Consider the following 22,235-nt stretch of genomic DNA (forward strand, 5'->3'; position numbering starts at 1 on the left):
CGCCAGGCCGGTCTGGATCTGTTTGAGGTCGTATCTGCAGAGCGCCCAGACGCTTCTCCACCACGGCACTGACCACGCATTCCATACGCGGACGCACCGTCCGGGGCCGCGGAGACCGGGAAGACTTCGTCACACCCAGCCCAACGCGACCACCCCCGGACCGGACACCGGCCGAGCTACAGCTCCACCTGAATCAGCCACCCGCGAAGAACGGAACTAGCAGCGTTCCGGCTCCGGCGATATCCCGCGGGCGCGGGATGAAGGACGCGACGGCCCGCCGGATGATCGGCCTCAGCAGGTCCCAGCGGCGGCTGACCGTGGACTGGCTGACACCGAAGACCGCACCCGCGACCTCCTGCGTGAGGTTCTTGCGCATCAGGCAGACCACCAGCATCACCGATTGGTACAGCCCGATCGCCGCGGGCCGTCCGCCCCGCCTCACGACCTCGCCGAGCAGCTCCGCACACCGCCCGTACAGCAGAACCCGTTGCCCGCTGTCGAGCCCCGTGAGAACATCAAGGTTCAACGGTCCGTATCCTTTCGTTTACGCTTCGCGACGCAAATGAAAGAGTGCGGGCCGTTGCCATATCCACGGTTTTGAGCAATCCACCAAGATCTGCGAATGACAGGTACCGTTTGATGTACACAACAGAGCTAACAGAAGCCTGCATCGAGGATGCGAGCAACACCTTGGTTGCGCCTTCGATGTTGCAAGATAATGACTTGATCAGGGACTTCTTCGGGTCCACAATCACGCCAGAGGATCTTGCTTCTGGTTCGCCCAACCTCGCGCAGAAGACTGTCTACCTGTGTGGCGATATATCCGGGATCAGCGGCCGCCAACTGCATGCGGCTGCCCGGGTATTCGTTATCCGGGAGCTATCACACGGTTACCACGAGGACGTCGACAAACCTTGGACCGTCGTCGACGTCGGCCGAGTTCCCATCCGCGTACACGGCGTCGGCGTGTACTACCGCCGCTTTTTCGGACTCGGCGCCGATCACTTCGGACGGATCCGTGCGGAGCACGCGTTCCAGTCCCTGACGGAGTCCACCAAGCCTGGAACAGCCCATCGCAGCGGAATCTATCTGACGCCCGTCACACGAAACGGTGACGAACTACATTTCCGCCTGCTCCGGTGCTCCACGAATCTCTCGGGGCCGACCGAGAGCTTTCGTCCGACCGACACGCGCATCGTCGAGGCTCTGAACCGCGAGGCCGCCGCCGTCTTCCGGAACCAGGCACCGCTAAATCACGTCCTCGCTCAGATCTACCACAACACCCTTGCCACGGCCGAGCGCAAGCAGTCCAAGGCCAAGATCTCGGCCCATGCCGACAAGACCAAGGACATGCCCGTCAATGGCATCATGGCCTTCTGCACCTTCTATGACCGGCTCGACAAACTGCAGCCCCTGGCCGAAGACGCCTTCGACTATGGTGTGAAGGGTGCCAGCGGGCTGACCAAACTCCACTTTCGCTTCAAGGAGCCGACCGAAGAACACGACGGGGTCGCGCTCCCCCCGCAGTTCACCCTGACTCTCTACCCCGGCTCCGTGTTCTTCATGCCGCTGTCCACCAACCGCCTGTATACGCACGAAATCCGGCCCTCAACGTTGGACGCCGAGTTGCTCCCGACCCGCCTGGGATACGTGGTGCGCTGTTCGAGCGCCGAAGCCGTTCACAAGAACGGCCGCACGTTCCTCAAAGTGGCCGGAGATTTGGTGAAGCTGGGGCCACCCACACCGGCCGGCATGAACGAGCTGCGCAGGCTGTACGCCGAGGAGAACAGGACCTCGTCCTTCATTGATTACGGCGACGAATTTCTCTTCAGTATGAACACGGGAGACTACGTTGCCCCCCGAGTCTAGGATCTCGGATGAGATCCTCTCGTGCGCTTTGCCAACCGAGGAGAATCTCTTTGTGGAGCTGTCCGCGTCGGCTCGTTTGGAAGACGTAGGAAAAGGCCGGCGAGGCGCCGCGCTTACCAAGATCGACGAGGCGGGTGGTGTGCCTCTCGTACGTACTACCAATCGATACAGCAGCCCGACGCAGCGTTTCCGGGCGGTGCACGAACGGCTGGCGCAACAGATTCAAGAACGTGCGGCGCTTTCGGTCGGCTTCAACAACGCTCTCATCGAGAGCTACACGAACGCTTACACAACCATGGGCAGCCATTCCGACCAAGCCCTCGATCTGGCCAACGAGTCGTTTATCGCCGTCTTCTCCTGCTACCAACATCCCGAAGCGAGCCCGCCGAGGAAGCTGATCTTCGAATCAAAGAGGTCCGGTGGCGAGAAGTTCGAGATCCCCCTCGCCCACAACAGTATCGTCGCGTTTTCTGTCGACTCGAATCGGCGACTCAGGCACAAAATCGTATTAGATACGCCCGTCCAGACGGCGGACAACCAATGGTTGGGTGTAACCTTTCGAACGTCAAAGACCTTTGTTCGGTTTCGCGACGGACATGTATACCTCCCGCAGGGTGCGCGCCTCATGTCGGCCGACGATGAGCAGAGGCGCGAGTTTTACCAACTACGGCGCCGTGAGAACAATGAAACGGACTTCATCTACCCCCTGCTGACGTACACCATCAGCGAGAGCGATCTGATGCCGCCCGTCTGACCTTGAGGGCTTTTGAATAACCCTCCCGCAACCGGCTACGCGGACTTCTACGAGCAGTACAGGCGGCTCCGGGGCCGCAAGATCCAGATGGGGCCGACCCGTCGGTGGACCGGATTCACTGGCATGCTCAACGACCTTTACACATGGGCTCGACGGGAAGGACTACTGCGAGGGCAGAGGAACCGAGGACGGGAGCAGTCGCTCAAGACCTTGCGGAACATGGTTGCCCACCCAAACGGGTACCACCTCACCACGCCAGTGGACGCGGCATATACGCTCTCCAGCCTGGCCGAGATCATCAGTCAGCTGTGGGGGCACCCGACGCCTGGAGGCCGCCTATATCCCGCCCCCGTCGACCGCAGGACCGTCGCAATCGGATGGGAGGCGCAAGGCGACAGGGTCACGATTTGCCACGCCGAATACCTGCCCACAGCCGAAGAGAGCGGCACGTGGGAGTACGTACTGGTGCAAGGGGTGTTTTCCCCCGGAGAAACAGAAGATCCCACCCTCTTCGAGTTCGATTCCCTGGTGGAGAACACCACCTACCTGTGCGACCTCCTCTGGGGCCCCGGAACGCGAACGCAGGCCCTGGCATGGTTGGAGACCACCCAGCCTCCGACCGACACCTGCGACCACCTCGACCGGATCTTCCTGATCCGGCACCATGACAATCTTCTGCATCTCCCGATGCGCCCCGAGATCGCAGCAGGGCTGCCCACCCCCGAGCTCTCCGGCACTGGTACACAATCCGCGCGGACGACCCTCGTGACGCCTTCTTCCACGTGCGCCAACTCGTCACCCAGACAGCGCCGCAGCACACCGCAACCGGCGAATGCGGACAGTGCTCTGCCGCCACGCTCAAGCGGGGCAACCACGAGCAGGCGCTGACCGCAGCTGCGCGGGAAGGCGCAAGTGAGGTGACCCCCGCAGTGTGGACACAGGGGTTCATGCTGCGAGTTGGAGTAGCTGTCTGGTGGTGCTGCTGTTCGAACTCCATCGGGGGGAGGTAGCCCAGCGCGCTGTGGCGTCGGCGGGCGTTGTAGTAGGTGAGCCACTGGAAGATCTCCATCCTCGCCTGCCGCATCGTCAAGAGCAGCTTCCCGTGCATCGTTTCTCGTTTCAGTCCCTGCCAGAAACTCTCGGCGAGGGCGTTGTCGTAGCTGGAGCCGACCCTGCCCATGCTTCTGCGGATGCCGTGCAGGTCGCAGACCTGGGCGAACGCGGCCGAGGTGTATTGCGAGCCCCTGTCCGCGTGGAAGATCACCCCGGTGACGTCACCGCCGCGGGCCGCGACCGCGGCCTGGAGCGCGTCGATGACGAGCCCGGCCCGCATGTGCGGGGCCATCGAGTAGCCGAGCACCCGGCGCGAACGGATATCGATGACGCAGGCGAGGTAGAGCCACGCGGTCCCGACCTGCACGTATGTGATGTCGCCGCACCACTTCTCGTCCAGAGTGACAGCGGCGAAGTCCCGCTGGACCAGGTCCGCCACCGGCGGCGCGAGCCGGTCCGGGACCGTGGTGCGCTTCTTCTTCCGCAGGTGACGGCCGACGATGCCGTGCTTGCGCATCAGCCTGGCCACCCGTTTGCGGTTGACCGTGTGGCCGAAGCCGCGCAGTTCGGCATGGACTCGAGGCGGGCCGTAGTTCCCGCGGTGTCCGGCGTGGATTTCGTGGATCTCCTCGACCAGGGCGTCCTCGGCGGCCTGCCGCCCTGCCCGCGCCTCGGCGCCGGCGATCCACCGGTAGTAGCCGGAGCGGGAGACTTCCAGCACCCGGCATATCCGCTTGATGCCGAACATCTCGGCATGGGCGGAGACGAAGTCCCAAGCGGCGGTCTTCACTTCATCTCCCGGGCGAAATAGGCCGCTGCCCGTCGCAGGATCTCCCGCTCGAGCTGCCATTCCTTCTCCGCCTTGGCCAGCCTGGTGTTCTCCGCCCGCAGCCGGGCCAACTCGGCCTCGGTGTCCTGCGACGCTACGGCGGCGACCGGACGGCCGTCGGCGTCACGCACCCAGGTCCGCAAAGTCTCGGGGTTGACGTTCAGATCGGCCGCGACGTCCTTGAACGTCCGCCTGCCAGCCGAAGCCCGCCACAACGCGATCGCGTCGGAGCGGAACTCCGCACTGTACTTCGAGGGCCGTGCCACGTAGATCTACACCTTCCAGGACCACGAAGATCCATTGTTAGGTGTGTCCACACCACGGGGATCACCTCAGTCGCGGCATCCCCCGCCAACGCTGCCCCGGGCAACCGCCGTTGCAGTTTTCGTTGGCGCCCTCGCCACGCTGCTTGCTAGGTTCGGGCGCGGCTCGACGCGGTGAACGTGCGAAGCGCCGCCGACGGAGACGACCCGATCAGCAGCAGGGCTTGGGCGGGCGGCCTCCCGAATGGGAAGGTTCGCCGACATGCTGGCCCAAGTCAAAACCCACGTCCTGATACTCATCGGTGTGTGGGCGGCGCTCGGTGCGCTGCTGATGCCGCTCCTCGGCTCGTGGGGCGGCGTGATCGCCGGAGCCGCCGCAACTCAGGTCGCCTACCTCACCGCCAGGGCCTGCAGAAGCGATGCGCCCGGTCTGTGGGCGACCGGCATGATCTTCACCTGGACAGGTGCGATCGGGCTCAACGTCCACGACTGGCGTACTCACGGCGCCGGCATCGGCATCGTGGAGACGGTGTGCCTGGCGGTCATCGCCTCCATCGGGGCCGTGTGGCTGACCCGCCGGTTGAAGACAGTGGTAGAAGGCTTCAAGACCAAGTTCAAGGCCTCAGTCGTCGAAGCCACCGCGATCAATGAACGAGCCGAAGCCGAGCGCGCCCAGCGACGCGCCGGCCAGCCGGACGGGTACGCCGAGTTGGGGTTGCGCCGGGAGGCCCGGCTGGATTTCCTCACCACCACCATCACGGATCACGCCCGCAAGGTTGCCGCCGACGGCCGCCCGGCGGCCGAGGCGGCCGACGCGGTCGCCGATGTCCGCACAAGGCTGGCCAAGGACCCCGGGCTGCTGCCGCACCTGCGCTACAACCTGGGCAGGGCCGATGTGGACGAGAACGTACGGGCGGTCGCGGCAGCCCTGCTCTCCGAGGCGGCCGGGCAGCCGCCACATCCTCTGTAGAGCGCGGGCAAGGGTCGCGGGCCTCGTCACGGACGGCCAGACGACGTCAACACGTTCAACTTCAGTACCCTTGCACCATGACGCTGCACAAGACCGTCGATGTGAGTGTTGACGCGATGATCGAGGACCTCCGGACACTCGTCGAAATCGAGTCTCCCTCGCGTGATCTCGACGCCTTGACCGCCTCGGCCAAAGCTGTCGCCACCGTCATCGAGAGCCGCCTCGGCGGGCACGCCGCCCTCGTGGAGAGCGAAGCCGGGCCGCACGTCCACTGGTCGGCCGGTGGCGATCCCAAGGTGCTGATCCTCGGTCACCATGACACGGTGTTTCCGCTGGGCACCCTTGAGCGCCGCCCGTTCATGGTCGAAGACGGGCATGCCACCGGCCCCGGGGTCTTCGACATGCTCGGCGGTCTGGTCCAGGCCGTGCACGGCCTGGCGACGCTGGACGACCGGTCAGGCGTCGAGATCCTGGTGACCGCCGACGAAGAGGTCGGCTCCCGTACCTCGCGGGCTCTCATCGAAGAACGGGCCCTTGCCTGCGGCGCCGTACTCGTACTCGAGGGCGCCGCTGACGGCGGAGACCTGAAGACCGGCCGCAAGGGCTGCGGCACGTTCCAGGTCTCCATCACGGGCCGCGCGTCGCACGCAGGACTTGAGCCCGCCGCCGGGGTCAACGCCCTGATCGAAGCAGCGCACCAGGTACTGGACATCGCAGCGCTGGGCCGCCCCGACATCGGTACGACCGTCACCCCGACCGTCGCGTCCGCAGGAACCCTGGACAACGTCGTCCCCGCAGAGGCGACCGTCATCGTCGACGTCCGGGTCGAGGAGGCCGGCGAGAAGGAACGCATCGAATCGGCCTTCGCCGCGCTGGCTCCGCATCTCGACGGGGCGGAGATCTCGGTTCAGGGGGCTGTCAGCCGGCCCCCGATGCCCGAGTCGGCGTCGGCCGGACTCTTCGCGGTGGCACGGCAGCTGCTGCCCGGCCTCGAAGGCAAGTCCGTCGGCGGAGGAAGCGACGGCAACTTCACGGCCGCATTGGGGGTGCCGACACTCGACGGCCTCGGAGCAGTCGGGGGCGGCGCCCACGCCGACCACGAGTACCTGGTGATCGACGTCATGGCCGAGCGGGCGAACCTTGTTGCCGGACTGGTGAAGGCGATCCGCGGCACGTAGGACGACGAGAGTCGAAAGCGGTGGCCGCGGCGGATCAGCAGCCGGCAGCCATCCCGCTGTCCGGGCCCATCGGGGGCACCGGGGAAGATGCCCCTGCGGCGACTCACCTTGAACTCTTCGCGGACTACTCCCAGATCCATGTCCTGGACGAGGAATCCGAGGCGGACTTCAGCGACGTGTGGACCGGGCAGAGCGTCCTGGACGGGCTCGGCGTCACGGACGACGCCCTGGCCATCCGTACCGCGGTCAACTACACCGTGGCGGTCGCTGTCCACGTACTCGCAGACCGGCCGGACGACGACAGCGCCGGCTTCGACCACGTCGTCGAGGCGAGCCTGCGCGTGGCCTCGGGGCGGCTCGTCGTGCTGGGCTGCACCGACTACTTCCCCGACGCGGCACGGTTCGAGCTGCCCGCCGGGTGGACCCGGCTCCGGGCCTCCCGGCGGAACCTCGCTGCCGCCGTCAGCACCCTCGACTTCGAAGGGGAGCCCGAGACCCTCGAGGAGGTTCGGCTTCAGGTCTGGCCTGCGCCGCCTTCGGCAGCGGACGTCATCAAGCGGTGGGCACGGGTCGAGGAGTAGCCGGCTCGGCGGGTCGTGTCACGCCAGGGTTGGCGTTCGGGGCCTTTGAGGGCGCAGCTAGGCTCGGGCCGACCAGTAGTTGATCAGATATGAGGGGGCGTCACCACCGTCGCGGACGACAACAAGCGCGCAGTCCTGGGCTTCTTCGAGGCAGTCAGCGACCGCCGGCTGGAGGACCTTCCGAGGTTCGTAGCAGCCGACGTGGTGGATCACAACAAGATCATTCACGGTGAGGCCGACGAGCCGGGGGCCGCATTCGAGGGATTGCGCCAGCAGGTGGCCGCCTTCGACCCGCTCACGGTGCGCGTGGACGAGCTGATCGGAGAGGCTGACCGCGTGGTCGCCCGGGTGACCCAGGGCGGTGTGCATGGCGGAGTCCATCCGCGCATGCCCGAGCCGACCGGCCGGAGCTTCGAGAACGAGGCCATCTGGATCTTCACGCTGGCCGACGGCCGGATCACGCAGATCCGGGCCGTCAGCGACCGCCTCGGGTTGTTCCTCCAGCTTGGCTGGGCGTGGCCGCAGGCCGACTGACCGCCCGTCACCGGTCTGAGCTCTTTTCAGATCTGGGCGGCCGCGGAACTGCTGCCGGAGCGGCGGCCCGCCGGGGTCGCGCTCAATCCGGCAGCCCCGAGGAGGTCCTGCTGCGGCTGCTCGCCGACGGTCGGCCGACCGGCCGTACGGATGGTGATGTGCCGCGACCGGATCCTGCCCGACGCCGTCGTGCGCGCCGTGCTCCAGCACCCTGACGCGATCCCGACTGGTTCGTCCGCGCCCACCTCACCCAGGCGCCCCGGATGCCTGCGGGCGGCTGGCCGAGGCCCCTTCCGGACGAGGCCGCCGTGCGCATGATCAGGACGTACGAGGACGAGCACCTCCAGGGCGGGGTGATGCGCCGGCTGGTGGCGGCGCAGGGTCAACGCGCCTGCGCCGGGTCAGGCCTCGTCGCCCCTGAGCCGGTCGCGCTGGAGCTGGTGGGCGAGGGCGCGGCGCACCGAGGCCGGTGCGGCGGTGGCGGCGGTGGCGGCGGTGGCAGTGGCGGCGGCGGTCGCCTTCGAGGGGACGTCGAGACCGCGGCTGATCTGGTCGTACGCCTTCCGGTAGCCGGCCGGCATCTGTTCCTGGTGGAGCCTCAGGTCCTCCTCGAGGAGGCGCCGCAGCTCGTCGACGTTCTGGGGCGTGAAGCGCTTCTTGCCCCGGGCGAGGGCGTTGACGTAGCCGGTGCAGCGGGCGGTCTCGGAGGCCGAAGCAGCGGTCGACGGCTGGTACGCGCTCATCACCAGCGTCCCGGGCGGAGAAGGCCGGCCCGGCCCAGGTACTGATCCATTACAAGGGCCAGGGCGCGGTCGAACGGCGCTATCACGACTTCAAGGGCCCCCTCGCGGTCGCACCGGTCTTCGTGCAGCACAACCGGCGCGTCGCCGCGCTGATCCAGGTGATCTGCCTGGCCCTGCTGGTCTTCTGCCTGATCGAGCGGCAGGTCAGACGCGCTCTGGGCCCCGAAGAGACCATGATCGGCCTCTATCCGGACAACCGACGGATCCGCCCCACCGGCCGGCTGATCCTCTACCACCTCGGCGAACTCACCCTGCGGATCGGCAACGTCACCGACCCGCCAACCGTCCAGATCAACCGCGGCGTCCAACTCCACCTCCTCGACCTCCTCGACACCGACATCACACAAACCCGCTGGCCACAGACCTAAAACAACGACCCGCGAAGTACGGGTCTAGCCGGAGCCGGCGTGCGAGCGGCCCGAACCGGCGGAATGCCTGCGTCACCATGCGTGTACCGGGCACAATCCGTGAGGGTCCGTCAGCGTCCGCACCAACAACACCCCTTGGAGCAGCCGGTGTCGTCGCAAGAGATCCCCGTAACGCTCACCCCGCAGCAGGCCAGGTACGGCGTGATCCTCACCGTGCCCCTGGCGACCGGCACCGCCCGCCTCAGGATCCCGCCCTCCCGGGACGGCGACCTCGTCCGGGCCCGCCTCGGCGACGACGAGGTGCTGCTGCGCGTCCGGGTGGCCCCGGCCGCGGGCGCCACGGGCCCGGCCCCGGTCCCTGGGCAGCCCGGATCGGCGGGCGCCTCGGGCGCACGCGGATGCCTGGTGGCGCTCGGAGTCGTGGGGGCCGTGATAGCCAGCCTGGTCTGGCTGAACAGCGGAGATGACGACAGCGCCGACACTGCCACCGCGACACCCACCACCTCGTACAGCTCCTGGTCGCCCGCGCCGGCGCCGGCCCCGGACCCGGTGGACACCGCGACCGACAGCCCGTCCGACACCGCGACCGATCCCGTCGCCCCGCCCTCCGAGGCCGCCCCCAGCCCGTTCGACCGCGGCACCTGCCTCAACGGCACGCTGCCGGACTCGACGACCCCGAAGAGCGTCAGCGGCGTGGACGAGGTCTCCTGTTCGGCGTCCGACGCGCACTACCGGGTGATCGAGAGGTTCCCGTTCACATCGGACCTGAACGAATGCAACGACAACCCCAAGACGGAGTACGCGTTCTCCTACCGCTACACCCGCAACGGGATCGCCATCAACGAGTACGTGTACTGCCTGGTCGGCATCGGCTCGTACGCCCGCTGAGCGCCTCCGGCCCCGTCAGCGATCCGCCCGTCAGCGATCCGCCCGTCAGCGATCCGCCCGTCAGCGATCCGCCCGTCAGCGATCCGCCTCGGGCGCGGCCACCGGGACTGCCGCGGGATCCGGCAGCGACGACAGCAAGTACCCGGCCTGGAAACGGGACTTGGCGCCCACCGCCCGCATGATCTCCGCGATGTGCCGCTGACACGTCCGCTCCGGCATCCCCAGCCGCCGCGCGATCACCTTGTCCTCCAGCCCCTCCGGCAGCAGCCGTACGATCGTCTGCCGCAGCTCGTCCGAGATCGACCGGGCCGCCTCCGGGCTCACCGTCGTCGGGAAAAGCTCCGCGCCCAGCCAGGACCGCTCGAACGCCGACGTCATGAAGTGCACGACATTGGGCTCCCGCACCACCAGCGCCGCCCCGGTCCGGCACCGCCATCAGGCCCGTGTGCCGGTCGAGATCAGCATCCGCATCAGCCCGTCGCCCAGCGTCCGTACCTGCGCGCCCAGCGCCGTCACCCGCTCCACGTACGCCGCCGTCGGCCGCGAGTAGCGCGCCGTGTGCTGGTAGATCGTCCGCATCCGGACCCCGCGCGCCAGCAGCGACTCGTCCCGTCCGATGGACTCCTCCAGCGTCTCCAGCGGCCGGCCCCCGCCCGGCTGCGAGGTCAGCACCTCCCGCTCGGCCACCGCCACCAGCTCCGCGATCAGCCCCCGCACCGCGCCCAGGTCGGTCACCCGCTCCAGTCGGCCCGACCCGCGCGGTGCCCGGGGTGGTCCGGGTCCAGCTGGCGGTGCCTCGGGGCGGCACGGTCCGGCGCGCCCCGACGGGCGCGCGGCACCATGCGTACATCCTCGCCACCGCCCCGACGGCCGGCGGGGCGGCCCGCATCCTGGACGAGGCCGTCACGCTGCTCGGTCAAGCGGGTCAGTCGGCGTCCGGGCGGAGATCCGTCACCCCTCCACGGCCCCGCCCCTACCGGGCCCCATGGCAGCCTTGACCAACCCGATCTGGCTGCCGATCGCCTGAGCGGCGTCAGCCGGCGGCCTTCGCGTAGTCGCCGAAGCCGGTCCAGTCCACGGCTACACACTGTTCGTCGCCCACGACCCACGCGTCGTGCCCGGGTGAGATCTGCATGAAGTCGCCGGGGCCGTAGTCGTCGGCGTCCCCGTTGTCCATCACGACGTGCATCTTGCCGCTCACCACGTACCCCGTGTGAGCGGACTGGCAGCTTTCCGTACCGGCCAGCGGCTTGATGTGCTCCGACCAGCGCCAGCCCGGCTCGAACACCGCGCGGCCGACGGGGCCGCCGTCCGCCTGGATCAGGTCCAGCCTGCCCTTGCCGTCCGCGAACGGACGGGTCTCATCCGCACTGTCGAAGCTCCTGCGCACCAATCCGGCCATGGCGATCGCCTCCCGGCACAAAGGACCCCGAGTCCACTCCTCACCTTACGCGCGGACCGCGCCGCGCACGCTCCGACGGAGTCCTCGCCGGAGCGTGTGCGGCAGCCGTCGAGGGGGCCGCCGCGCGGGCAGCGGCCCCGCCCCCTCATCCGCGCAGCGACCGCCCGAAGCCCGAGGCCAGCGGCATCCGCAGCCCCAGCGGAGGCGGGGCCGCCAGCGCGTCCGTCACCGGCCGCGAGTACCGGCCCGAGAGCATGGCGCCCAGGATGAAATCCACCGACAGCGCCACCACTTCGGTCTGGTGCTCCCGAAGCCCGTGCCCGTCCGAATGCACCTCGAAGCGGCACGTGGAACGATTCGCCTTCTTCGCCCGTGCCGCCAGCCGGAAGGACAACTCCGGGTCGCTCCGGGCGTCATTGGTCCCGTGCACGATCAGGACCTGGCGCCCCGCCAGCTGTTTCACCGGTTCAGGGGCGTCCGCGGCCGCCGCCTCGGGCAGGCAGGGGGCGAGTGCCAGAACCGAGTTGACGGCCTCGTGCCCCGCAGCCCGCAAGGCCGCCCGTCCCCCCGCGTCGTAGCCGGCCAGGCATATGGGCACGTCCCCGTACCTGCGTACCGCCTCCTCCACCGCCCACGCCGCGTCCTGCTCCCGGGTGCCCGACCCGTACCGGACCGTGTGCGCGACCAGCCCCTCCGCCCCGCCCGCCCGGGCCAGTGCCCGCGCGAGCGCGCGTACCGGACCGGGGGACAATCTGGACGCCCCGGGGAGCAGGAGGACCGCCCCGTTGACTGTGCTTCCCGTCGAGACCGAGCCGTTCGCGCCGGCCGCCCGCCCCAGGCGGGCCCCGCGCGCCGGCGGCGCATGCTGTGCCATGGCGGAACAGTCTCAGATGTAGAGGTGTACGCCACCCGTCCGCACGGTCACTGTTACGTATCGACGGCCGTCGCCGACGCCACGCTCTACGCGCGTAGGAGCTAGAGTGCCCAGATGACGAGCGAGACCCCCAACCTGCCCACCCCGGATCAGATCCGCCGCTCCCCGAAGGTGCTGCTCCACGACCACCTCGACGGTGGACTGCGCCCCGGGACCATCATCGAGCTGGCCCGCGAGGCCGGCTACGAGAACCTTCCCGAGACCGACGCCGACAAGCTCGGCATCTGGTTCCGGGAAGCCGCCGACTCCGGCTCCCTCCCGCGCTATCTGGAGACGTTCGCGCACACCTGCGCCGTCATGCAGACGAAGGCGGCCCTCTTCCGGGTCGCCGCCGAGTGCGCAGAGGACCTGGCCGAGGACGGCGTCGTGTACGCCGAGATCCGCTACGCCCCCGAGCAGCACCTGGAAGCCGGCCTCACCCTCGAAGAGGTCGTCGAGGCCGTGAACGACGGCTTCCGCGAGGGCGAGCGCCGTGCGAAGGCCAACGGTCACCGCATCCGCATCGGTGCGCTGCTGACGGCCATGCGCCACGCGGCCCGCGCGCTGGAGATCGCCGAGCTGGCCAACCGCTACCGCGACAACGGTGTGGTCGGCTTCGACATCGCCGGTGCCGAGGCCGGGTTCCCTCCCACCCGCCACCTCGACGCCTTCGAGTACCTCAAGCGCGAGAACAACCACTTCACCATCCACGCGGGCGAGGCCTTCGGCCTGCCGTCGATCTGGCAGGCCCTGCAGTGGTGCGGCGCCGACCGCCTGGGTCACGGCGTGAAGATCATCGATGACATCGAGGTCGCCGCCGACGGCTCGGTGACGCTGGGCCGGCTGGCCTCGTACGTCCGGGACAAGCGCATCCCCCTGGAGATGTGCCCGACCTCGAACCTGCAGACGGCGGCCGCCGCCTCCTACGCGGAGCACCCGATCGGCCTGCTGCGAAAGCTGCACTTCAGGCTGACCGTCAACACCGACAACCGGCTGATGAGCGGCACCAGCATGAGCCGCGAGTTCGAGCACCTGGTCGACACCTTCGGCTACTCGCTCGACGACATGCAGTGGTTCACCGTCAATGCGATGAAGTCCGCGTTCATTCCTTTCGATGAACGACTGGCCATGATCAACGAGGTGATCAAGCCGGGTTACGCGGAGCTGAAGTCGGAATGGCTGTTCCAGCAGACCGCTTCGACCAGCGGTTCCGTCTCGGCGTAGGCCAAGGCATGACGTACTGAAAGCGCCCGGGAGAGGCAATTCCCGGGCGCTTTCTCGTATTTAATGATGTTTGCGGGACGGGGTTTGAAGTGACTAGTTTGCGGAGCCGCTCAATTCCCCGTCGCAAGGAATTCTTCATGAAGAAGTCAGCTGCCAAGACCCTCGGTGCCGCCGCTCTCGGTGCCGCCTTCGCCGCCGTCGCCGGCGGTACCGCCTCTGCCGCCGTTCCCGCCGTCGGCGTCGCCGAAACGCTGGGCACCGCCACCACCGCGGTCCAGGGCCTCACCAGCCAGCAGCAGGTGAGCCCCGAGGAGGGTCAGCAGTCCAGCGACCCGACCGCCCCGGTCACCGGCCTGCTCGGCGGCCTGGCCCCGGCCACCGGCGCCCTCAACGGCCTCGGCGGCTGACAGCCGACGATACGTGCACGTGTGCGGTGGGCGTACGCCTCTTCGAGGAGGTGTGCGCCCCGTCGCGCCGTGTGCCACGATCGCCACCAACCGCCCGCCGAAGCAAGGGGTATGAGGTCCGGATCATGCGCATGAAGGCACGAGTGACCACGGTCGCGCTGCTCCCCGTCCTGCTGTTCGCCGCCGCGGGATGCGGCGGTGCGGACGCCCCGTCGGCGGGCAAGGCCCCGGACCTCAAGGGTTCCGCGGCCGCATCGGGGACATCAGCAGCGCCCGGCGCCTCCGGAGGACCGGCCGGATCCGGCGCACCGGCCACGCCCAAGACCAGTGGCAGCAAGCTGGAGCGGTCCGCCCTGGAACAGGGCGACCTGGCCGGGTATCAGATCTCCGCCCAGAGCAACCCCAACGCGCCCAAGGGCCAGCCGCAGGCCGACAAGAAGGCCTGCCAGCCGCTGGCCGACGTCATGGGCGACCAGCCCGACCCGGCCGCCCGCGAGACCGTCAACCGCGGCGTCGGATCGCAGAAGCAGGTCGGACTCGCCGTCGCCGCCTCCGTCAGCTCCTACACCGAGAGCGACGCCAAGCGGCTCATCGTCCGGCTGAGGGAAGCGGTCACCGCCTGCGGTACGGGATTCTCCGCCACCATCGGGAAGCAGACCGGCAGCTACCGGGACATGCGGCTCGCCCCGTACAAGACCGCAGGCGACGAGAGTGTCAGCTGGACCACGACCGTGGCCGCCAAGGGCGCCTCGGCGCAGGTGCACCTGGTCATCGTCCGCGAGGGCACCACCATCGTCCGGCTGACGGCCCTCAACGTGGCCGCGGCCCAGCAGAAGGCGCGGGTGCCGCAGGAAGTGGCGGACAAGCAGCTGGAGAAGGTCCGGCGCGCGGGCTGATTTTCATACTCGCCTACCGGGTACTCGCCTACCAGGCGGCGTTCGCGGCCGGCTTCTCGTTCGGCAGCAGCAGCCACAGCGCCAGGTAGATCAGGAACTGCGGGCCGGGGAGCAGGCACGAGACGACGAAGATGACGCGCATCGTCTTCGCCGACATTCCGAAGCGTCGCGCGAGACCGGCGCAGACTCCGCCGATCATCCGGCCGTCACGGGGGCGGGAAATCGCGCTCATGGGGTTTCTCCTTCGTATCGGGATCGCTTTCCTGCGACGCCTCAATACTCGCGCGGTACCGCCGACAGAACCTCGGTCCAGGGGCCGAGCCCGACCCTGGTAATTCTCGGGGTGGGCCCCTGAGAACGCCGGAGCCTGGCGCGCAGCGCCGGTACGACGGCCACGTGGGCCAGCGCGACACCGACGGCGTTCAGCAGCACGGAGTCCACGTCCACGACCTGGCCGGGGACCGAGCTCTGGAGCATCTCGATGCTGAGCGAGAACAGCACGCCCGCGGCGGCCGTCCGGGCCAGCGAAGACAACGCGCCCGAGGGCGAGGGCGCCAGCCGCCCGCTGACCAGCGGCAGCAGCACCCCGAGCGGAGCGAGCAGCGCCAGACCCTTGCCGATCCGCCGGGCGGCCTCCAGCGGGCCGTAGGCCAGGTCCGCCTTGATCCCCTCCAGCGGCGTCAGATTCGCGGCCTCCGCCCAGGGCACGTCCAGGGGCCGCAGAGTCAGCCAGCCGACGAGGAGGAGATGGGCCGCCAGCAGGACCCAGCCCGCGAGACGGAGCCGGAGAAGGATGGCGGTGGTGGTGGCGGTGGTGGCGCTGTGGCCGGCCTCAATGCGCTGCACACCTGCGAGGACGCGCCGGGCGGTAGCCGCGGTTCCGCCTGGTCGGGGTGCGGCTCAGAGTGTGGCGAGGAGCACGATCAGCGCCACCGCGCCGACCACGGCGGGCACGATGATCTCGTACGACCACCGGACCTTGCCGCTGCCCTGGGCGCCGCGCCGCGCGGCCCCGCGCTCGGCCAGCTCGCGCAGCTCGCCCACGACCTTGTCGGCGCCTGCCCGCGCCGGCTCGGCGGCCACGCCGTCCTGCACGCCCGTGCCGGTCAGCCCGCGGCGGCGGCTGAACTGCTGCCGGTTGGCCTTCTTGCGCTCCCGCAGCGAGACGGGCACGGACCAGAGCTGGTACTTCTTGCCCTCCGCGAGCACCTCGGCCGAGTAGCCGGCCCGCACGGCGTCGACCGAAGCCCACGGGAGCTCGATGCACCGGAAGGGGTTGCGGATCCGCAGCCGGTTGTCGTTGGCGAAGACCGCGGGCCGCAGGGTGAAGGCCACCGTCAGCGGTACGACGCACAGGGCGGTCGCCAGCGCGATCCACCGCGTGGCCCCCGACCCCCGTACCACGGCGTCCCCGCAGAGCCACACCGTCAGCGCGAGGAGCAGCACCCCGGTGACGACGCCCATGGGGGACCGGTAGACCCGATCGTCGTAGACCGGTTCGTCAGTGGGCTGCTGGCTGCTCATGGGGCCGATTGTGCCTCACTGCGCCGCCTGGGGGGATCAGCGCACGAGATCGGCGTACAGGATGATGTTGTCGGGCCGGTGGCCGTCCGTGATCTCGCCGCCGCAGGTGATCACCCGCAGCTCCGGGTGCGTGGTGTTCCCGTACACCTTGGCGGTCGGGAAGTGCTTCTTGTCGACCTGCTCCAGTTCCCGTACGCGGAAGACGGCGGTCCTGCCGTCGGCGCGGGAGACCGTGATCTCGTCGCCGGTGCGGACCTTCGACACGCTCTTGAGTACGGCCGGGCCGCGGGCGGTGTCGAAGTGGCCGATCAGCACGGCGGGCCCGGTCTCACCCGGGGTGACGCCCTTGGTGTACCAGCCGATCTTGTCGGCGTCCGCCACGGAGGGCACCTCGACCGTCTGATCGGCGGCCAGGCCGAGCCGCAGCACCGGGGAGGTGTCGACGCCGGCGGAGGGCACGCGTACCCGTACCGGCTCCGAGGCGGGCATGGGCGTGACGGACGCGGCCCGGGCGGAGGCCGAGGCCGAGGCCGAGGAGGCGGCGGGTACGGGGGCGGCCGAGGTCGGGACGACATGCGCCGGCGGGGTGGCCGCGGGGGCACCGCCGCTCCCGCAGCCGGTGAGGGCGGCGAGGGCGACCGGGGCGAGCAGCAGGGCGGCGCGGACGGTGGCGCGGGACATCGGGGAACTCCTGAACGGGGACCGGCGGGCCACCACGAGGGTGGCCCGCCGAAGGGGAGGGAAGGGTGTTACCGCTGCGCGTCAGCCGGATCAGACGTTGCTGATCAGCCGTTGCTGATTAGGCGTTGCTGATCAGACGTTGCTACGGCGACGGCGCAGGGCGCCCGCACCGAGGGCGGCGAAGACCGCGAGGAGACCGGCGCCCGCCGCCAGGGTGGTGGTGTTGTCGCTGTCCTGGGCGGTGACCTCGGCGCCCGCCGCGACCGCGCCCTGCGGAACCACGGCGGTCTGGCCCTTGGTCTGCGTGGTGGTGTTCGACACCGTGGTGGGCTTGGCCGTGGTCGGCTTCGCCGTGGCGGTGTCGTCCTTCACCGGGTAGTCGAGCTTGCAGCCCTTGGGGAGCGCGGGGAAGTCGGTGTTCTGGACCGGCGCGTTGCCGCCCTGGGTCTTCCACTCCAGCGCGGGCTTGGCGCCGCTCGCGTTGGCGATGCGCAGGTACATGCCGTCCGAGTCGGGCAGCGCGGAGGAGTTGCGGTCGAGGGTGCGCCACACCTTGTCGGAGCCGGCGAACCGGATGAGGGCCTTCGGGCCGCTGGCGGACATCGACAGCTCGGCGCTCACGCCGGCGCCGATCGGCAGCGTCTTGTGCGCGGAGTCGCAGCTCTGGCCGGACTCGGCCTTCGGCAGCGGGTAGGACTTGGTGACACCCGCCTTGGTGACCGTGAGGACGGGGGTCGCCGTGTCCGCCTTGGTGAGCTTCAGCTCCAGCCCGTTCACCGTCTCGCCGGTGTGGGTGCGGTTCAGCAGGCCCGCCACCCGCACCAGGTAGGTGTCGCCGGGCTTCCAGCCGGCGCCGACCACGCGGATCCAGGCCTCGGGGCCCTCGGCCTTGTTGCGCAGCACCGCGACCAGGCCCTCGCCGATGTAGACGGGCTCGCCCTCGTAGCGGCTGTTGTCCGACACGGTGCCGTACGTCGACGCCACGGTCTGCGGGGTGGCTGCGAAGGCAGCGGCGGCGGCCGGGGCGAGGAGGGTTCCGGTGATGACGGCGGTGACGAGGGAGGTGCGGAGGGCGAGGGCGGAACGCATAACGACTCCTTGAAGCCTGGTGAGGAAAAGTGGAGGAGAGTCGCATGCCGCGTTGCGTCTGTATCGGTGTGTTTCGACCGGGTCAGGTGTGGCGGGCTGCTGAAGAAAACATTAGTGATCTTGTGCGTGTGGACGATGGGATTCCTGTTACTGGCCTGTCACAGCGAACCCTTGTGCGGCACGGGCGGCAGGGGTGGAGTTCCGGGCGATTTCAGGGGAGGGGGTGACAGGCCGCTACGCGCGTAGATATGCTCATGTGGTGACCATGCCCACCACCCTCCCCGCATTCGCTGACGTGACGACGTCCGACAGCGCACTGCGCCGCTTCCTTCACGGGCTTCCCGGCGTCGACGCCGTCGGCCTGGAAGCACGCGCGGCGGCGCTCGGCACCCGCTCGATCAAGACCACGGCCAAGGCGTACGCCATCGACCTGGCCATCTCGATGATCGACCTGACGACGCTGGAAGGCGCGGACACCCCGGGCAAGGTCCGGGCGCTCGCCGCCAAGGCCGTCAATCCCGATCCGACCGACCGCACCACCCCCATGACCGCCGCGGTCTGCGTCTACCCCGACATGGTGGCCACCGCCAAGGCCGCCCTGCACGGCGCCGACGTCAAGATCGCCTCCGTCGCCACCGCCTTCCCGGCGGGCCGCGCCGCTCTGCCGGTCAAGCTGGCCGACACCCGTGACGCCGTCGCCGCCGGCGCCGACGAGATCGACATGGTCATCGACCGTGGCGCCTTCCTCGCCGGCCGCTACCTCGACACGTACGAGCTGATCAAGGCCGTCAAGGAGGCGTGCGTCCGCGAGGACGGCAGCGCCGCCCGGCTCAAGGTCATCTTCGAGACCGGTGAGCTGTCGACCTACGACAACATCCGCCGCGCCTCCTGGATCGGCATGCTCGCGGGCGCCGACTTCATCAAGACCTCCACCGGCAAGGTCGCGGTGAACGCCACCCCCGCGAACACCCTGCTCATGCTCGAAGCCGTCCGCGACTTCAAGGCGCAGACTGGAATCCAGATCGGTGTGAAGCCGGCCGGCGGCATCCGGACCACCAAGGACGCCATCAAGTTCCTGGTCCTGGTCAACGAGACTGTGGGCGAGGACTGGCTGTCCAACCACTGGTTCCGTTTCGGCGCCTCCAGCCTGCTGAACGACCTGCTCATGCAGCGCCAGAAGCTGAGCACCGGGCGTTACTCCGGTCCCGACTACGTGACGGTGGACTGATCACCATGGCATCCCTCTTCGAGTACGCACCGGCTCCCGAGTCCCGCTCGGTCGTCGACATCGCCCCCTCCTACGGGCTCTTCATCGACGGTGAGTTCACCGACGCCGCCGACGGCAGGGTCTTCAAGACCGTCTCGCCGTCCTCCGAGGAAGTCCTGGCCGAGGTCGCCCAGGCCGGTGCCGCCGACGTCGACCGCGCCGTCAAGGCCGCCCGCAAGGCGTTCGAGAAGTGGTCCGCGCTGCCCGGCTCCGAGCGCGCCAAGTACCTCTTCCGCATCGCCCGGATCATTCAGGAGCGCAGCCGCGAGCTGGCCGTCCTGGAGACCCTGGACAACGGCAAGCCGATCAAGGAGACCCGCGACGCGGACCTCCCGCTGGTCGCCGCGCACTTCTTCTACTACGCGGGCTGGGCCGACAAGCTCGACCACGCGGGCTACGGCGCGAACCCGCGCCCGCTCGGCGTGGCCGGCCAGGTCATCCCGTGGAACTTCCCGCTGCTGATGCTCGCGTGGAAGATCGCCCCGGCGCTCGCGACCGGCAACACGGTCGTCCTCAAGCCCGCCGAGACCACCCCGCTCTCCGCTCTCTTCTTCGCGGACATCTGCCGCCAGGCGGGCCTGCCCAAGGGTGTCGTCAACATCCTCACGGGCTACGGCGACGCGGGCGCGGCCCTCGTCGAGCACCCGGACGTCAACAAGGTCGCCTTCACCGGCTCGACGGCCGTGGGCAAGAAGATCGCCCGCCACGTCGCCGGCACCGACAAGAAGGTCACCCTGGAGCTGGGCGGCAAGGGCGCCAACATCGTCTTCGACGACGCCCCCATCGACCAGGCCGTCGAGGGCATCGTCAACGGCATCTTCTTCAACCAGGGCCAGGTCTGCTGCGCGGGCTCCCGCCTGCTGGTCCAGGAGTCGATCCACGACGAGCTGCTTGACTCCCTCAAGCGGCGCCTGTCCACGCTGCGCCTCGGCGACCCGCTGGACAAGAACACCGACATCGGCGCGATCAACTCCGCCGAGCAGCTCGCCCGGATCACCGCGCTCGCGGAGACCGGCGAGGCCGAGGGCGCCGAGCGCTGGTCCCCGGCCTGCGAGCTGCCGTCCGCCGGCTACTGGTTCGCCCCGACGCTCTTCACGAACGTCACCCAGGCGCACACCGTCGCCCGCGACGAGATCTTCGGCCCGGTGCTGTCCGTGCTGACCTTCCGTACGCCCGACGAGGCCGTGGCCAAGGCCAACAACAGCCAGTACGGCCTGTCCGCAGGCATCTGGACGGAGAAGGGCTCCCGCATCCTCGCGGTCGCGGGCCAGCTCCGCGCGGGTGTGGTGTGGGCCAACACGTTCAACAAGTTCGACCCGACCTCGCCCTTCGGCGGCTACAAGGAGTCGGGCTTCGGCCGCGAGGGCGGTCGCCACGGCCTGGAGGGCTACCTCGATGTCTGAGTCTTCTGCGACCCGCCTGAACGTCTTCAAGACCTACAAGCTGTACGTCGGGGGCAAGTTCCCCCGCTCCGAGAGCGGCCGGGTGTACGAGGTGACGGACTCCAAGGGCAAGTGGCTGGCCAACGCCCCGCTGTCCTCCCGCAAGGACGCCCGTGACGCGGTCGTCGCCGCCCGCAAGGCCTTCGGGGGCTGGTCGGGTGCGACCGCGTACAACCGCGGGCAGATCCTCTACCGCATCGCCGAGATGCTGGAGGGCCGCCGGGAGCAGTTCGTCCGCGAGGTCGGCGAGGCCGAGGGCCTGTCCAAGTCGAAGGCCGCCGCCGTCGTGGACGCGGCCATCGACCGCTGGGTCTGGTACGCGGGCTGGACCGACAAGATCAGCCAGATCGTGGGCGGGGCCAACCCGGTCGCGGGCCCGTTCTTCAACCTGTCCACCCCGGAGCCGACGGGTGTCGTGACGGTCGTCGCCCCGCAGGAGTCGTCCTTCCTGGGCCTGGTCTCGGTGATCGCCCCGGTCATCGCGACGGGCAACACGGCGGTCGTGATCGCCTCGGAGAAGGCGCCGCTCCCGGCCCTCTCCCTGGGTGAGGTACTCGCCACCTCCGACCTGCCCGGCGGCGTGGTCAACATCCTGTCCGGCAAGGCCGGCGAGATGGGCCCGCACCTGGCCTCCCACCAGGACGTCAACGCGATCGACCTGGCCGGCGCCGATGCGGCCCTGGCCAAGGAGCTGGAGATCGCGGCGGCGGACAACCTCAAGCGCGTTCTGCGTCCACAGCCTGTGGACGACTGGAACGCCGACCCGGGCACGTCGCGCATGACGGCGTTCCTGGAGACCAAGACCGTCTGGCACCCCACGGGTTCGCTGGGCGCGGGCGGCTCGTCCTACTAGTGCCGGTCACGGCACTAGGACCGGCCCCGCCCGAAGACCGGCCCCGGCAGTGTCCCCCGCACTGCCGGGGCCTTTTCATGCCTTCACGCCCCCGGGAGCAGCGGCCCGAGGAGCGAGGACGCGGCGGCGGTGGGCAGTTCACCGACCGAGGGGCCCTGGGTCAGCGTGCCGGTGACCATGCCGGTGCCGACGGCGGGGAAGTCCGCGACCTTGGTGGCGATGCCGTTGTCCAGCGGGTCCACGCCGGTGTGGGCCAGCGGGTTCACCTTGAGGTTCGTCAGCGGGTCGGTGACCCCCGCCAGAGCCGCCGGGACCGACAGCTCGCCGGCCTGCGCACCGCCGGCGGCCATCGCCAGGGCCGCTCCGGCCATGGAGAGGGTCAGGCCTGCGGTGCGCAGTGTGGAGGTGTGAGGGGCTGCGTGACGTGCCATGGGATCCCGCCTGAGG

At 69.2% G+C, this 22,235-nt stretch carries 27 protein-coding genes and 1 pseudogene; 15 read left to right on the plus strand and 13 right to left on the minus strand.

From position 1 onward, the window contains the following. Positions 1-193: 193 nt before the first annotated feature. Positions 194-526 (minus strand): transposase family protein, encoded by a 333-nt coding sequence (locus J7I97_RS12655; protein ID WP_214933945.1) that lies wholly within the window; start codon positions 524-526, stop codon positions 194-196. Between the two features lie 113 nt (positions 527-639). On the opposite strand from J7I97_RS12655, the gene J7I97_RS12660 reads away from it, so the two are divergent. Both J7I97_RS12660 and J7I97_RS12665 read left to right on the plus strand, forming a co-directional pair. Next, on the plus strand, positions 640-1,869 hold the full coding sequence (locus J7I97_RS12660; protein ID WP_214933947.1) for a hypothetical protein: 1,230 nt from the start codon (positions 640-642) through the stop codon (positions 1,867-1,869). Further along, positions 1,853-2,623 carry an alpha-ketoglutarate-dependent dioxygenase AlkB gene (locus J7I97_RS12665; RefSeq protein ID WP_214933949.1) on the plus strand — a complete coding sequence of 257 codons (771 nt, stop codon included), beginning with the start codon at positions 1,853-1,855 and terminating at the stop codon, positions 2,621-2,623. The genes J7I97_RS12660 and J7I97_RS12665 overlap by 17 nt, the downstream gene beginning before the upstream one ends. A gap of 979 nt (positions 2,624-3,602) precedes the next feature. Here the strand turns inward: J7I97_RS12665 and J7I97_RS12670 are convergent. Further along, positions 3,603-4,771: pseudogene (locus J7I97_RS12670) on the minus strand (IS3 family transposase); the annotation flags it as partial. A gap of 259 nt (positions 4,772-5,030) precedes the next feature. Here J7I97_RS12670 and J7I97_RS12675 point away from each other — a divergent pair. The 4 genes from J7I97_RS12675 to J7I97_RS12690 all read left to right on the plus strand — a co-directional run bounded on the left by J7I97_RS12675 (position 5,031) and on the right by J7I97_RS12690 (position 8,031). Further along, positions 5,031-5,738, plus strand: a complete 708-nt coding sequence (locus tag J7I97_RS12675) for a hypothetical protein (protein ID WP_214933951.1) — start codon at positions 5,031-5,033, stop codon at positions 5,736-5,738. Between the two features lie 77 nt (positions 5,739-5,815). After that, the gene (locus J7I97_RS12680; protein ID WP_214933953.1) at positions 5,816-6,916 is read left to right on the plus strand and encodes a M20 family metallopeptidase; all 1,101 of its coding nucleotides are present in this window, start codon (positions 5,816-5,818) and stop codon (positions 6,914-6,916) included. Positions 6,917-6,936: 20 nt separating this feature from the next. Beyond that, positions 6,937-7,497 carry a hypothetical protein gene (locus J7I97_RS12685; protein ID WP_308369362.1) on the plus strand — a complete coding sequence of 187 codons (561 nt, stop codon included), beginning with the start codon at positions 6,937-6,939 and terminating at the stop codon, positions 7,495-7,497. A gap of 135 nt (positions 7,498-7,632) precedes the next feature. Continuing rightward, positions 7,633-8,031, plus strand: a complete 399-nt coding sequence (locus J7I97_RS12690; protein ID WP_214934001.1) for an ester cyclase — start codon at positions 7,633-7,635, stop codon at positions 8,029-8,031. Between the two features lie 401 nt (positions 8,032-8,432). Here the strand turns inward: J7I97_RS12690 and J7I97_RS12695 are convergent, their stop codons facing one another. After that, complete coding sequence (locus J7I97_RS12695; protein WP_214933956.1) at positions 8,433-8,774, minus strand: hypothetical protein; 342 nt, start codon at positions 8,772-8,774, stop codon at positions 8,433-8,435. Between the two features lie 122 nt (positions 8,775-8,896). On the opposite strand from J7I97_RS12695, the gene J7I97_RS38405 reads away from it, so the two are divergent. Together J7I97_RS38405 and J7I97_RS12705 are read left to right on the plus strand one after the other, a co-directional pair. After that, positions 8,897-9,202, plus strand: a complete 306-nt coding sequence (locus J7I97_RS38405; protein ID WP_251058748.1) for a hypothetical protein — start codon at positions 8,897-8,899, stop codon at positions 9,200-9,202. A gap of 147 nt (positions 9,203-9,349) precedes the next feature. Then, positions 9,350-10,090: a hypothetical protein gene (locus tag J7I97_RS12705; protein WP_214933958.1), complete on the plus strand. Its 741-nt coding sequence runs from the start codon at positions 9,350-9,352 to the stop codon at positions 10,088-10,090. Positions 10,091-10,165: 75 nt separating this feature from the next. Here the strand turns inward: J7I97_RS12705 and J7I97_RS38410 are convergent, their stop codons facing one another. Then, positions 10,166-10,468 (minus strand): LuxR C-terminal-related transcriptional regulator, encoded by a 303-nt coding sequence (locus J7I97_RS38410; protein WP_251058754.1) that lies wholly within the window; start codon positions 10,466-10,468, stop codon positions 10,166-10,168. A 57-nt stretch (positions 10,469-10,525) separates the two neighbouring features. Further along, positions 10,526-10,825 carry a hypothetical protein gene (locus tag J7I97_RS38415; RefSeq protein WP_251058750.1) on the minus strand — a complete coding sequence of 100 codons (300 nt, stop codon included), beginning with the start codon at positions 10,823-10,825 and terminating at the stop codon, positions 10,526-10,528. Between the two features lie 56 nt (positions 10,826-10,881). On the opposite strand from J7I97_RS38415, the gene J7I97_RS40275 reads away from it, so the two are divergent. After that, complete coding sequence (locus tag J7I97_RS40275) at positions 10,882-11,088, plus strand: hypothetical protein (protein ID WP_374195467.1); 207 nt, start codon at positions 10,882-10,884, stop codon at positions 11,086-11,088. Positions 11,089-11,123: 35 nt separating this feature from the next. Here the strand turns inward: J7I97_RS40275 and J7I97_RS12720 are convergent, their stop codons facing one another. Together J7I97_RS12720 and J7I97_RS12725 are read right to left on the minus strand one after the other, a co-directional pair. After that, complete coding sequence (locus J7I97_RS12720) at positions 11,124-11,492, minus strand: cupin domain-containing protein (RefSeq protein ID WP_214933962.1); 369 nt, start codon at positions 11,490-11,492, stop codon at positions 11,124-11,126. Between the two features lie 145 nt (positions 11,493-11,637). Then, positions 11,638-12,366: an alpha/beta hydrolase gene (locus tag J7I97_RS12725; protein ID WP_214933964.1), complete on the minus strand. Its 729-nt coding sequence runs from the start codon at positions 12,364-12,366 to the stop codon at positions 11,638-11,640. Positions 12,367-12,480: 114 nt separating this feature from the next. Here J7I97_RS12725 and J7I97_RS12730 point away from each other — a divergent pair, with 114 nt between their 5' ends. From J7I97_RS12730 to J7I97_RS12740, 3 genes are all read left to right on the plus strand, one after another. Next, positions 12,481-13,629: an adenosine deaminase gene (locus J7I97_RS12730; RefSeq protein ID WP_214933966.1), complete on the plus strand. Its 1,149-nt coding sequence runs from the start codon at positions 12,481-12,483 to the stop codon at positions 13,627-13,629. Positions 13,630-13,766: 137 nt separating this feature from the next. Further along, entirely contained in the window at positions 13,767-14,036 is a 270-nt protein-coding gene (locus J7I97_RS12735) for a hypothetical protein (protein ID WP_214933968.1), read from the plus strand. 131 nt (positions 14,037-14,167) lie between these two features. Then, on the plus strand, positions 14,168-14,932 hold the full coding sequence (locus J7I97_RS12740; protein ID WP_251058751.1) for a hypothetical protein: 765 nt from the start codon (positions 14,168-14,170) through the stop codon (positions 14,930-14,932). A 28-nt stretch (positions 14,933-14,960) separates the two neighbouring features. Here J7I97_RS12740 and J7I97_RS12745 read toward each other — a convergent pair whose 3' ends face one another. The 5 genes from J7I97_RS12745 to J7I97_RS12765 form a co-directional block, all read right to left on the minus strand. Continuing rightward, positions 14,961-15,164, minus strand: coding sequence for a PspC domain-containing protein (locus J7I97_RS12745; RefSeq protein ID WP_214933972.1), 204 nt, complete (start codon positions 15,162-15,164; stop codon positions 14,961-14,963). Between the two features lie 41 nt (positions 15,165-15,205). Then, positions 15,206-15,778, minus strand: a complete 573-nt coding sequence (locus J7I97_RS12750) for a VanZ family protein (RefSeq protein ID WP_214933975.1) — start codon at positions 15,776-15,778, stop codon at positions 15,206-15,208. 54 nt (positions 15,779-15,832) lie between these two features. Beyond that, entirely contained in the window at positions 15,833-16,456 is a 624-nt protein-coding gene (locus tag J7I97_RS12755; RefSeq protein ID WP_214933977.1) for a PH domain-containing protein, read from the minus strand. Positions 16,457-16,492: 36 nt separating this feature from the next. Then, positions 16,493-17,137: a class F sortase gene (locus J7I97_RS12760; protein WP_214933979.1), complete on the minus strand. Its 645-nt coding sequence runs from the start codon at positions 17,135-17,137 to the stop codon at positions 16,493-16,495. Between the two features lie 132 nt (positions 17,138-17,269). Then, entirely contained in the window at positions 17,270-18,226 is a 957-nt protein-coding gene (locus tag J7I97_RS12765) for a hypothetical protein (protein WP_214933981.1), read from the minus strand. A gap of 259 nt (positions 18,227-18,485) precedes the next feature. Between J7I97_RS12765 and deoC the strand changes: the two genes are divergently transcribed. The 3 genes from deoC to J7I97_RS12780 are packed head-to-tail and all read left to right on the plus strand — an operon-like array spanning position 18,486 to position 21,788. Beyond that, entirely contained in the window at positions 18,486-19,454 is a 969-nt protein-coding gene (deoC, locus tag J7I97_RS12770) for a deoxyribose-phosphate aldolase (protein ID WP_374103586.1), read from the plus strand. A gap of 5 nt (positions 19,455-19,459) precedes the next feature. Further along, a complete protein-coding gene (locus tag J7I97_RS12775) occupies positions 19,460-20,896 on the plus strand; it encodes an aldehyde dehydrogenase family protein (RefSeq protein ID WP_214933983.1) in 1,437 nt (478 codons plus the stop codon). Then, positions 20,889-21,788 (plus strand): aldehyde dehydrogenase family protein, encoded by a 900-nt coding sequence (locus J7I97_RS12780; RefSeq protein ID WP_214933985.1) that lies wholly within the window; start codon positions 20,889-20,891, stop codon positions 21,786-21,788. The genes J7I97_RS12775 and J7I97_RS12780 overlap by 8 nt, the downstream gene beginning before the upstream one ends. A gap of 83 nt (positions 21,789-21,871) precedes the next feature. On the opposite strand, the gene J7I97_RS12785 is transcribed toward J7I97_RS12780, so the two are convergent. Further along, on the minus strand, positions 21,872-22,219 hold the full coding sequence (locus J7I97_RS12785) for a hypothetical protein (protein ID WP_214933987.1): 348 nt from the start codon (positions 22,217-22,219) through the stop codon (positions 21,872-21,874). Positions 22,220-22,235: the final 16 nt, after the last annotated feature.

The sequence above is a fragment of the Streptomyces sp. ISL-87 genome (genome assembly GCF_018614095.1).
Classification (GTDB): Bacteria; Actinomycetota; Actinomycetes; order Streptomycetales; family Streptomycetaceae; genus Streptomyces.